8 protein-coding genes and 2 pseudogenes are annotated in these 11,045 nt (G+C 71.4%); 5 read left to right on the top strand and 5 right to left on the bottom strand.

Features of this window, described 5'->3' with window-relative positions; translation table 11 throughout:
• A partial coding sequence (locus ACLEQD_RS26805; RefSeq protein WP_410387792.1) for a hypothetical protein occupies nt 1-959 on the top strand: 959 nt, incomplete at its 5' end.
• Nucleotides 960-1,000: 41 nt separating this feature from the next.
• Nucleotides 1,001-1,639 carry a phospholipid scramblase-related protein gene (locus tag ACLEQD_RS26800; protein WP_410387791.1) on the top strand — a complete coding sequence of 213 codons (639 nt, stop codon included), beginning with the start codon at nt 1,001-1,003 and terminating at the stop codon, nt 1,637-1,639.
• On the opposite strand, the gene ACLEQD_RS26795 is transcribed toward ACLEQD_RS26800, so the two are convergent.
• Both ACLEQD_RS26795 and ACLEQD_RS26790 read right to left on the bottom strand, forming a co-directional pair.
• The gene (locus ACLEQD_RS26795) at nt 1,636-1,953 is read right to left on the bottom strand and encodes a YkvA family protein (protein WP_120524340.1); all 318 of its coding nucleotides are present in this window, start codon (nt 1,951-1,953) and stop codon (nt 1,636-1,638) included. The genes ACLEQD_RS26800 and ACLEQD_RS26795 overlap by 4 nt on opposite strands.
• A gap of 8 nt (nt 1,954-1,961) precedes the next feature.
• On the bottom strand, nt 1,962-3,077 hold the full coding sequence (locus ACLEQD_RS26790) for an ABC transporter ATP-binding protein (protein WP_410387790.1): 1,116 nt from the start codon (nt 3,075-3,077) through the stop codon (nt 1,962-1,964).
• Between the two features lie 503 nt (nt 3,078-3,580).
• On the opposite strand from ACLEQD_RS26790, the gene ACLEQD_RS26785 reads away from it, so the two are divergent.
• The gene (locus tag ACLEQD_RS26785; RefSeq protein WP_410387789.1) at nt 3,581-3,898 is read left to right on the top strand and encodes a hypothetical protein; all 318 of its coding nucleotides are present in this window, start codon (nt 3,581-3,583) and stop codon (nt 3,896-3,898) included.
• Between the two features lie 89 nt (nt 3,899-3,987).
• On the opposite strand, the pseudogene gyrA reads toward ACLEQD_RS26785, so the two are convergent.
• From gyrA to ACLEQD_RS26770, 3 genes and pseudogenes are all read right to left on the bottom strand, one after another.
• A pseudogene (gene gyrA / locus ACLEQD_RS26780) lies at nt 3,988-6,809 on the bottom strand (DNA gyrase subunit A).
• Between the two features lie 237 nt (nt 6,810-7,046).
• A pseudogene (locus ACLEQD_RS26775) lies at nt 7,047-7,810 on the bottom strand (tetratricopeptide repeat protein).
• A gap of 60 nt (nt 7,811-7,870) precedes the next feature.
• A complete protein-coding gene (locus ACLEQD_RS26770) occupies nt 7,871-8,716 on the bottom strand; it encodes a class I SAM-dependent methyltransferase (protein WP_410387788.1) in 846 nt (281 codons plus the stop codon).
• 274 nt (nt 8,717-8,990) lie between these two features.
• Between ACLEQD_RS26770 and ACLEQD_RS26765 the strand changes: the two genes are divergently transcribed.
• Together ACLEQD_RS26765 and ACLEQD_RS26760 are read left to right on the top strand one after the other, a co-directional pair.
• Complete coding sequence (locus ACLEQD_RS26765; RefSeq protein ID WP_410387787.1) at nt 8,991-10,325, top strand: M24 family metallopeptidase; 1,335 nt, start codon at nt 8,991-8,993, stop codon at nt 10,323-10,325.
• Nucleotides 10,326-10,472: 147 nt separating this feature from the next.
• Nucleotides 10,473-10,832 carry a response regulator gene (locus ACLEQD_RS26760; protein ID WP_410387786.1) on the top strand — a complete coding sequence of 120 codons (360 nt, stop codon included), beginning with the start codon at nt 10,473-10,475 and terminating at the stop codon, nt 10,830-10,832.
• Nucleotides 10,833-11,045 lie beyond the last annotated feature (213 nt).

The following is an 11,045-nucleotide window of genomic DNA, read 5'->3' as shown; positions in this document are numbered from 1 at the left end:
CGCTGCTGATGGGCGGCACGCTGCGCGCTGGTGCGCCACTTCGCGCGAGCTCGCGGGGTGCGCCGGAGCTGGCGCGGCTGGCGCGGACGCGGCTGGACCCCGGCGCGCGGCTGGCGCAGGACACGCTGGCGCGGCCGGTGGTGTCGTCGGAGGAGGGACCGTCGCAGGAGGGACCGTCGAAGGGGGCGCGGGCGTCGCTGACCATCGTGCAGACGATGCACGGCATCACCCAGGGCATCCTGCTGTGCGCCATCTCCCACTGCCAGGACACGCGCGCGTACGTGGCGGTGTCGCTCCTGGGCGGCGGCGCGGGGGCGGCGCTTTCCCTGCTCACCACGCAGAGCGGGCTGACGCAGGGGCAGGCGGCGGCCATCAACTCCGGCACGGTGTGGGGCTTCGGGTATGGCCTTGCGTCGATTGGCTCGCTCGACCTGGACGGCGATGCCTCCACGGGGGCGGTGATGGCGGGGGCGCTGGGCTTCACGGGGCTGGGCATCCTGGTGGCGGAGCTGGCGCGGCCCACCGCCGGGCAGGTGTCGCTGGCGAACTCCGGCGGCCTGTGGTCCGGCGTGGTGGCGGCGCTCATCATGGGCACGCAGGACGACAACGACGCGCGCGCGTTCTTCGGCATCGAGCAGGGCGTGGTGGGCGCGGGCCTGCTCACGTTCGCGCTGGTGTCACGCAGCCTGGACATCTCCCGGGGCCGGGTGCTGCTCATCGACGCGGGCGGCCTCCTGGGCGGACTGATGGGGCTGAGCGCGCTGTTCCTGGCGTTCAACGACGGCCACGGGGACGTCCTCCTGGTGGGCACCGCCGTGGGCGTGGTGGCCGGCCTGGGGACCGCGACCTTCCTCACGCGCGACTTCGACGGGCCGGATGACGCGCCGGCCGTCTCCGTCATCCCGGCGACGCTGGGACGCCACGGCGGCCTGGGGCTGGCGGTGCTGGGCCAGTTCTAGCCCTAAGCTGTCCGCTTCGTTCCGCCGTCCCGGAGCCGCCCATGCCCGTCGAGTCCCAGGCCCTGACCCTCTTGCGTGATGAGCACGCGCTGCGCGTGCGGCAGGTGAAGGAGTGGGGGGAAATCCTCACCGGCTTCGAGGGCCGCAACCGCTACGAGGTGGTGGGCAATGACGGAGGCCCGCTCTTCTTCGCGGGCGAGGTGGGCAGCGGCGTGGGGCTGTTCATCCTGCGCAGCTTCCTCAAGGCGAAGCGGCCCTTCACGATGGAGCTCAAGTCCGCGAGCGGAGAGACGCTGCTGCGGCTGCGCCGCCCGTGGCGCTTCTGGCTGTCCCGGATGGAGGTGGAGGACGGCGAGGGGCGGCACCTGGGCGCCATCCAGCAGCGCTTCCGCTTCTTCAGCCGCGCCTACGACGTGCTCGGGCCCCGCGACGAGGAGCTGGCCCACTTGAGCGGGCCGTTCTTCCGGCCGTGGACGTTCAACGTGGAGCAGCAGGGCCGCGAGGTGGGCACCATCGCGAAGAAGTGGAGCGGGTTCGGCAAGGAGCTGTTCACGGACGCCGACAACTTCGGCGTCCGGTTCAATGGCCTGCACGACCCGCATGTCCGCACGCTGGTCCTGGCCGCCACGTTCCTCATCGACTTCGTGCACTTCGAGAACCGCCGCGAGAGCAGCGGCTAGGAGTGCCGGCGCAGCGAGGGCTCGCGCGTGCGGCCCTCCTCGTCACGCGGGAGGCCGTCGAGCTCCGGCTCGCCAGACAGCGTGCCGGGGCGCCAGCGCTGGACCTCGCGCACCATGAAGAACGCCGCGGCGGACAGCACGCCCAGGTCGTCCAGCCAGCCGACCACCGGGATGAAGTCCGGAATCACGTCCACGGGCGACACGAAGTACAGGACGGCCAGCAGCCCGGCCAGCTTGCGCCACGTCGCCACCCGGGGGTCGCGAACGTAGTGGAAGAAGCGGGTCCCCATTCCTCGAAGGCCTGCGATGTTCATACCCCTCCCTACGGATGGCGGACGCGGGTGATTGCATCATCCCGGCCCGGCGCTTGCACGCCCGGGGCGCTAGCGGGCCTGCGCGGGTGTCTCCTCCAGCACGTCCGCGCGGCCTGAGACCTCCAGGCGGGCGCGGCTGCCCTCGCGCAAGGGGACGCGGGAGCCGTGCGCACCACCAGGGCCATGCCCGCGCAGGACACGGTGAGGTCCACGTGCGCGCCCCGGAAGGCGCGCTCCAGCACCTCCGCACGCAGCGCGCCGCCCACCGCGACGCCGTCCGTGTCGGGGACGAGCCGCAGCGCCTCCGGGCGCAGGGAGAGCATCACCTCGCCGCGCGCATCGCTGCTCAGCGGAAGGTTGCCCAGGGCCGTGCGCGCGACGCGGCCGAAGGCGGAGCCGGGCAGCAGGTTGGTGCCGCCCAGGAAGTACGCGGCGAAGGCGGTGCGCGGCGCTTCGTAGACGGACTCGGGGGTGCCCTGCTGTTCCACCGTGCCCGCGCGCAGCAGCACCAGCCGGTCCGCGAAGGCCAGCGCGTCCCCCACGTCGTGCGTGGCGAAGAGCACGGCGGTGCCTCGCGCCTTGAGCACGCGGCGCCACTCCCCGAGCACGGTGGCGCGCAGGCCCGCGTCCATTCCGGCGAAGGGCTCATCCAGCACCAGCAGCTTCGTGCCGGAGGCCAGCGCCCGGGCCAGCAGCACCCGCTGCCGCTGTCCACGGGAGAGCGTGCCGCAGGCGCGCGACTCCAGGTCCTCCAGCTGGAACAGCGCCAGCAGGCCGCGCGCGTGCGCCAGGCCTTCGCCCTTCGGCTGCACGCCCATCACCACGTCGCGCACGGTGAGGCCGGATTCGAGCTCGCCGTCGTGGAGGACGCGGCGCAGGGGGCGCTGCTCCGGGGGCACGAACGTGTCCGGCCCCGCGAACACCCGGCCTTCGAGCGTGACGGTGCCGGACGTCGGCTGCTCCAGGCCCGCCACCAGCCGCAGCAGCGCCGTCTTCCCGGAGCCGGAGGTGCCCATCAGCGCCACCGCGTCCCCCGGCTCCAGCGCCAGCGTCACGTCCCGCACCGCCGGGGCAGGAGCGCCGAGGAACTTCAGGGTGAGGGCATCGAGCGAGAGGAAGGCCATGACGGCGGGCACACTACGGTGCGGCACCCGCCGGGCCAAGCACCGGGGCCCGGGGCCGGACACGGCCGGAACCTGTCCGACAGTCGGACCGGTTCGGGCAGGCGCTCCGAAGCGGCTGCCGCGCTTCCGCGCGGTGGGATTAGGCTCGCTCGCCGTTGCTGCCCACTTCCCGGGAGTCCCCATGTCGCGCCTGCTCATCGCCTGTGCCGTCCTGCTGGGAGCCACGTCCTTCGCCCAGGCCCCCGCTGCCCCCGCGTCCGCGCCCAAGGCGCGACCGCTCCGGCAGCCCCCGCCGCTCCGGCGAAGCCGAACCCGCTGAAGGCCGCCGCGGAGCGCACCCAGGCCGCGCTCGCGCAAGTGCCCAAGGCCAGGCCCGAGGACGTGAAGTCCCAGGACGCCATCCTCAAGGCCCTCTACGACGTCATCAGCGGCCGGCGGGGACGCCTCGCGACTGGCAGCGCTTCCGCTCCCTCTTCTACCCGGGCGCCCAGCTCATCCCGCTCGTGAAGCCCCCGGGCGCCACCACGCTCGCGGCCCGCCCCATCACTCCGGAGGACTACGTGACGTGGGGCCAGGAGGCCACCGCGACGCACGGCTTCTTCGAGAAGGAGACCGCGCGCCAGACGCACGCCTTCGGCGCCCTGGTGCAGGTGATGAGCACCTATGAGGCGCGCGGCACGCAGGACGGGCCGCTCATCGCCAAGGGCGTCAACAGCATCCAGCTCTTCAACGACGGCCAGCGCTGGTGGGTCATGAACATCTTCTGGATCGACGAGAACACCGCCGGCCTCAAGGTGCCCAAGGACCTCACCCAGAAGTAGCCCCCGGACAAACGAAGAGGGCCGGTCCCGGAAGCGCCTCTCGCGCGTCCCGTCACCGGCCCTCCCGTGCTTCAACCGACGGCCCTGACTCAGCCTTCCGAGCCGGGCTCGCCTTCACCGCCAGCAGCGCCCTCGGAGGAGCCCTCCGGACCGGACGTGTCCGCCGGAGCCTCCGGCGCGGAGGCCTCCGCCTCCGCACCCTCGGCGCTGGCCGCCTCCACGGGCGACGTGGCCTCCGTCTCCTCCTCGGACTCCTCGCCTTCGGGGAGCTTGGAGATGGCCATCACCTTCTCCTCGCCGTTCTCCAGCGCGATGAGGCGCACGCCCTGCGTGTTGCGGCCGATGACGGAGATCTCCTTCACCTTCATGCGGATGAGCATGCCGCCGTTGGTGACGAGCATCACCTCGTCGCTGTCCTTCACCTGCACCACGCCCACCACGCGGCCGTTCCGCTCGGTGGCCTTGATGTCGATGATGCCCTTGCCGCCACGGCCCTGCTGCCGGTACTCGGCGCCCTGCGTGCGCTTGCCGTAGCCGTTCTCCGTCACCGTGAGGATGGCGCTGCCCTGCTCCGCGGGCGTCTGGCCCTCCTCCGGCTCCTTGTCCAGGAGGTCCGCGCCCACCACCTCGTCGCCGTCCTCCAGCGTGATGCCCTTCACGCCGTAGGCCTGACGGCCCATGGAGCGCACATCCTCTTCCTTGAAGCGGATGCTCATGCCCGTGGCCGTGGACAGGAGGATGTCCTTGGTGCCGTCGGTAATCATGACGCCCACCAGCTCGTCGCCCTCGTCGATGCCCAGCGCGATGATGCCGCTGGCGCGGACGCTCTCGAACGCGCTCAGGTCCGTGCGCTTCACCACGCCCTTCTTCGTGACGAAGAAGACGTAGCGGTTCTCCGGGAAGTCGCGCGTCACCAGCACCTGCGCCAGCCGCTCTCCCTCCCCGAACTGCACCAGGTTCACGATGGCCTTGCCGCGCGACGTGCGGCTGCCCTGCGGAATCTGGTGCACCTTCAGCGAGTACAGCTTGCCCTTGGTGGTGATGGGCATGAGGTACGCGTGCGTGCTGGCCACGAACACCTTGGTGACGAAGTCGTCCTCCTTGGTCCCCGCGCCCGTCTTGCCGCGCCCGCCGCGCTTCTGCGCGCGGTACTCCGACAGGGGCGAGCGCTTCACGTAGCCCGTGTGCGACAGCGTGACCACCATCGTCTCTTCCGCGATGAGGTCCTCGCTGGTGAAGTCATCCACCGCGCCCGTGATTTCCGTGCGGCGCTTGTCGCCGTAGCGCTCGCGGATCTCCATCAGCTCCGCCTTGATGACGGAGAGCAGGCTCTTCTCGTTGGCCAGGATGTCGCGCAGGCGCGCGATGTCGCGCACCAGCCCGATGAGCTCCTTGAAGAGCTCCTCGCGCTGCAGGCCGGTGAGGCGCTGCAGGCGCATCTCCAGGATGTTCTGCGCCTGGTCCTCGCTGAAGCCCGCGCCCTCGTACTTGTGCTCCAGGCCGCCGTAGGCCGGCTCCTCGTTGCGCGCGCGGCTGACCAAGAGCTCCATCTGCGCCTTGGCCTTCGCGTAGTCGATGCGGTCCAGGTTCTGGAAGCGCTCGCGCGTGTACAGCTCCGGCGACAGGATGTTCATCAGGCCCCAGCGGGCCTCGTCCGGGTCGCGCGACGCGCGGATGAGGCTGACCACCAGGTCGATGAGGTCCTGCGCGACGAGCAGGCCTTCCACGATGTGCATGCGAGAGAGCGCCTTGCGCAGCTCGTAGCGCGTGCGGCGCGTCACCACGTCGCGGCGGTGCGCGACGAAGCGGTCCAGCAGCTCCTTCAGGTTGAGCGTGCGCGGCTGCCGCCGTCGATGGCCAGCATCACCGCGCCGAACGTCGTCTCCATCTGCGTCATGGTGAAGAGGTTGTTGAGCACCACCTGGGAGATGGCGTCGCGCTTGAGCTCGATGACGATGCGCATGCCCTGACGGTCGCTCTCGTCACGGATGTCGCTGATGCCCTCCAGCTTCTTCTCACGCACCAGCTCGGCGATCTTCTCGATGAGCCGGGCCTTGTTCACCTGGTAGGGGATCTCCGTGACGATGATGGCCTCACGGTCGCCCTTCTTGTTCGTCTCAATCTCCGTGCGCGCACGGATGGTCATGGCCCCGCGGCCCGTCTCGTAGGCGCGGCGGATGCCCTCGCGGCCGGTGATGATGGCGGCGGTGGGGAAGTCCGGCCCCTCGATGAACTCCATCAGGTCCAGGACGGTGCAGTCCGGGTTGTCGATGAGGTGCAGCGTCCCGGACACGACCTCCGTCATGTTGTGCGGCGGGATGTTGGTGGTCATGCCCACCGCGATGCCGCTGCTGCCGTTGACGAGGAGGTTGGGGAACTTGGCCGGCAGGACGAGCGGCTCTTCCAGCGAGTCGTCGTAGTTGGGGCCGAACTCGACGGTCTCCTTGTCGATGTCCCCCAGGAGGTCCTCCGCCAGCCGCTCCATGCGCACTTCCGTGTAGCGCATGGCCGCTGGCGAGTCGCCGTCCACCGAGCCGAAGTTGCCCTGGCCGTCCACCAGCAGGTAGCGCAGGCTCCACTCCTGGGCCAGGCGCACCATGGCGTCGTACACGGACGAGTCGCCGTGCGGGTGGTACTTACCGATGACGTCACCCACCACGCGCGCGCTCTTCTTGTAGGCGCGGTTGTGGAGGTTGCCCAGGTCGTTCATCGCGAAGAGGACGCGACGGTGCACGGGCTTCAGGCCGTCGCGCACGTCCGGCAGCGCGCGGCCGATGATGACGGACATCGAATAGTCGAGATACGAGCGGCGCATCTCGTCTTCGATGTTGATGGGAATGAGCTCTCCGGCGCCGCTCGACGGAGGAGGCGCGGGGGGCGTTGCCGGCGTGTCGGTGGTGTCGTCAGCCATGGGCTCTGGAAGGTGCGGACGGGCCCCTCACGTGGGGGCTCCGTTCGATGGGAGAGTGTTCGTAACCCCTGGATTTCCCTCAGTCAACAAGGGAAACAGGGGGGATTCGCCACGGCTGCCCGCCCGCCCGGTTCCAGGGGTCGGAGAGGGCCTTTCCGGGCACCCGGAGGGAACATCCGGGCGGTGCGTTTTCAGCCCCACCGGAGGCCGTTTTCCAGGCCTTCTCCAGGGCCGTTTTCAGGCCTTCGGCCGGAGGTTCGCGGCCAGCCGTTCGGCCTCCGCGCCCACGCCGCCTTCGGGGTCCTTGGACTTCGCGGTCTCGAACGCGGCGAGCGCCCCTTCGCGGTCCCCGCGCAGCTTCAGCGCCACGCCCACGTTGAGGTGCGCGGAGGCGTTGTCGCGGTCCATGGCGAGCGCCTCACGGAACAACGTAAGTGCCTGGTCCACGTCACCCGACAGGAGCGCTTCACGGCCCGCCAGGACGCGCTTGTCCGCGTCGTTGACCAGCTCCACCTCGAAGACGCTCTTGCCCACGACGTTGGCCACGAGCACGCGCAGGATGCCGCCCCAGTAGAACGACAGCCCCTCCGCGGCGACGACGGCGGCCAGGGGCAGGTCGGCAGCAGCTGCTTGCCCCGGAACTTGAAGCGGACCTTGGTGTAGCGGCCCTTGTTGGTCCAGTGGACCAGCTCGCCGCGGAGCTTCTTGAAGCCGGCCTCCAGCTGCGCCGGGTCGATTTCGAAGGGCAGCACGCGGCCCTGCGGCTCGCCCGCGGGCAGGCTCTTGGGAGTGGCCCTGGGCGGGGCCTCTCCGGGGCTGGAGTCGAAGACGGGCTCGGCCTCCAGCACGGGGGGCCTGGGGGATGACGCGGAGGCGCGGCGGGGGTCCACCTTCTCCACCTTCGCCTTCACCGGCCGGGCCGGGGCCTTCGCGGGAGCGGCGGGGCGCGCGGGCTGCTTCTTCACCTTGGCCGGGGACTTGCGGGGTGCCGTCTTTGCCATGAGGCCACTCTAAGCGACCCACTCCTCCGCCGCTCGTGAAGTCGTGCGAAGCAGGCCGCGCTAGACGGGGCCTGGCCGGTGGCCCCAGGCGCCCACCATGAGGCTGGGCACCAGCACGCCGCCGTTGGCGCGAAGCTCGGCGGTGAGGCGGGCGGCCAGCGTGTCGATGTCCACCTCCATGGCCAGCGCCACGCCCAGCCGCTCCATGTGGGGCAGGAGCGTGCGCACCGTCTCCACCAGGGCCTGCGTGGGCTCCGCGTCCGCTGTCACGCCCAGCCGTCCGCCAATCACGCCGTCATCCACCACCAGCCCCGCCCTGCGCAGCGTGGACACCAGCTCCATGCCCATGTGGACCTTGATGCCCAGGCGCTCGCAGGTGGGCAGCATCCAGCCCCAGATGCGGGAGAACAGCGGCAGCTTCGGGTGCGTCAGGCCCATGGCCGCCAGCTCCAGTTCGTGCAGCGCCATCACGCCCCCGGGGCGCAGGTGCTCCGCCATGCGGCGCACGAACGAGATGGGGTCCGGCTGGTACATCAGCACCAGCCGGCAGACGATGGCGTCGAAGGGGCGGTCGACGGGCAGGGACTCCAGGCTGCCCTGCTGGAAGCGCACGTGGGCAAGGCACTGCGCTTCGGCGCGCTGCCGGGCCCAGGTGAGGACGCGGGCCTCGCGGTCTACGCCCACCACCTGGCCCGTGGGGCCCACCAGCTCCGCGGCGAGGAAGGACACGTCCCCCACGCCGCAGCCCACGTCCAGCACCCGCATGCCGGGCTTGAGGCCGGCCCCGCGCAGCACTCCTTCCGTCAGCGGCGCGTACACCTGCGCCTGGAGCATCAGCCGTTGCAGCTCCCGGTCCTCGTGGCCCAGGGCATAGTCCGCGGTGGCTACCGATTCCTCGACGCGCATGTGCGACTCCGGGGTTGGAGACAGCGCGCACGCTCGCAAGCCCTGGCGGCCTTCGCGCCCTCCCGGCGGTCCCGGCGCAATGACAGACAGCCATCCGCGCCCGCGACCGGAGGGCAGGCCCCCGTCCCTCGCCGGACAGGCCCACATCCCGGCCATGGCTCTTGATTCCGGGACTTCCCTGCGAAGCCCCCGCGCGGTGCACGGCGTGTGGGTGGCCGCGCCGCGCGGCCGTGAAACAATCCGCGCCGTTCCCCCCACCAGGAAGAGCGCATCCATGACGCGTGTCCGGCCCGTCCTCCTCTCCGCCCTGCTGCTTGCCTCCCTCGCTCACGCGGCCCCCGCGGTGCCCGCCGCGGAGGGCGCGTGGCCTCGCGTGCGCAAGGAGCGGCTCCAGAAGCTCTTGCCCCGGGCCATGGCCCGCGCGGGCGTGGACGCGTGGGTGGTGCTCTGCCGCGAGAACGACAACGACCCGCTCGCGGGCCACGTCGGCGGGGAGAACGCGGGCGGCACCGCCGCGTTCCTGTTCCTGCGCGACGGCGACACGCTGCGCTCCACCGCCCTGTCCCCCGAGGGTGAGGCCACCGCGCTCCGGGACATGGGCGTGGTGGACCAGGTGGTGGCCTTCGAGCGCGGCGCGGACGTGAACGCGCTCATCGCCGCGCGGCTGGCCAAGGCGAAGCCGGCGAAGGTGGCCATCAACTCGTCGGAGCGGATGTCCATCGCGGACGGGCTGTCCGCCACGCAGCGCGCGAAGCTGGAGGCGGCGCTGTCCCCCGCGCTGCGCAAGAAGCTGGTGTCCTCCGAGGACCTGGTCTCCGAGTGGCTGTCCGTGAAGACGCCGGAGGAGGTGGACATCCTGCGCAAGGCCGCGGACCTCACCGCGAAGCTGGAGGAGGAGGCGTACCGCACGGTGGTGCCGGGCAAGACGCGGGACTCGGACGTGGCGCGCTTCCTCAAGAAGCGCATCGCGGAGCTGGGCGTGGGCGACGGGTGGCAGCCGGACCAGAACCCCAACGTGAACAGCGGGCCCACGCGCGGGCACTCGAACGCCACCGACCGCGTCATCCAGCCAGGGGACTTCATCCAGACGGACTTCGGCATCCGCGTGGGCGGCACGTGGGTGACGGACATCCAGCGCTTCGCCTACGTGCTGGCCCCGGGAGAGAAGCAGCCGCCCGCGGAGGCGCTGGCGAAGTGGGAGAAGTCGAAGAAGGGCAGCCGCATCGCGCTGGCGGCGATGAAGCCCGGCGCGCGCGGCTACGACGTGGACAAGGCCCAGCGCGACTGGATGCGCGAAGCGGGCTCCGAGCCCGTGATGTGGGGCACCGGCCATCCCGTGGGCTACTGGGCCCATGACGCCGGCCCGGCCCTGTCCGGCGCGGCGTCCGGCAAGCCGCCCACGGGCTCCGCGCTGCGCAAGCTCCAGCCCGGCCAGGTGTTCGCCTTCGACGGGTTCTTCGCGTGGAAGGACGGCAGCAGCCCGGACGCGCTGCGCATCCTCTCCGTGGAGGAGATGGCCGTCGTCACCGACACCGGCGCCGAGTACCTCAACCCACCCCAGGAGCAGCTCATCCTCATCCCGTCCCCGGTCACGGCCACGAAACGCTGAGGCCCTTGGGCCCGGCCCGCGCCCACACCCGACGACGGGGGTGGTCCCGACCCCGGCGACCCGGACGGTGGGGTGTGGCGCGCGGACGCGCGGGCTCGGCTACACTCGGAGGTATCAGCGCGCCGGCCAGGCGCTGGAGGACCGCCCATGTCAACCGTGCTGGTCATCGACGATGACCTCTTCGTGCTCGCGACCGTGGGGGACACCCTGCGGGGCGCGGGCTACACGGTGCTCACGGTGCAGTCCCCCGCCGAGGCCTTCCACCTGGACCTCTCCGGCGTCGCCGCCATCCTGTGCGACTACAACATGCCGGAGATGAACGGCTCCGACGTGCTCGTCGCCATGCGCGAGCTGCAGGAGTGCCGGGCGCCGTTCATCTTCCTCACGGGCCACTCGGACCTGGATGACCTGCTGCCCGTGGCCATCCGCTACGGCGCGGAGCTGCTGCCCAAGCCGGTGGACCCGTCCGAGCTGACGCGGCTGCTGCGCAAGCAGATCGCCGCCTGAGCGGCCCTCCGCGCGCGGGCCTTCAGCCCAGCTCGGAGAGCAGGGCCTCCGCGCCGCTCGCGCCACTCGGGCTCCAGCGAGGGCCCGCCCAGGAGCGTCGTCAGCCGCGCCTTCGCGGCGTCCCGTTCACCCAGCCGGACCTCCACGCGGGCCAGGGACACGCACGGGCTCAGACGGTGGGGCGCGCCGCCGGTGGGCGTCGCCCAGGGCTAC

The sequence above is a fragment of the Corallococcus sp. 4LFB genome, assembly GCF_046520365.1.
In the GTDB taxonomy this organism is placed as follows: Bacteria; Myxococcota; Myxococcia; order Myxococcales; family Myxococcaceae; genus Corallococcus; species Corallococcus caeni.
Note: the sequence above shows the minus strand (reverse complement) of the source record. Positions and strands in the feature narration are given on the sequence as shown.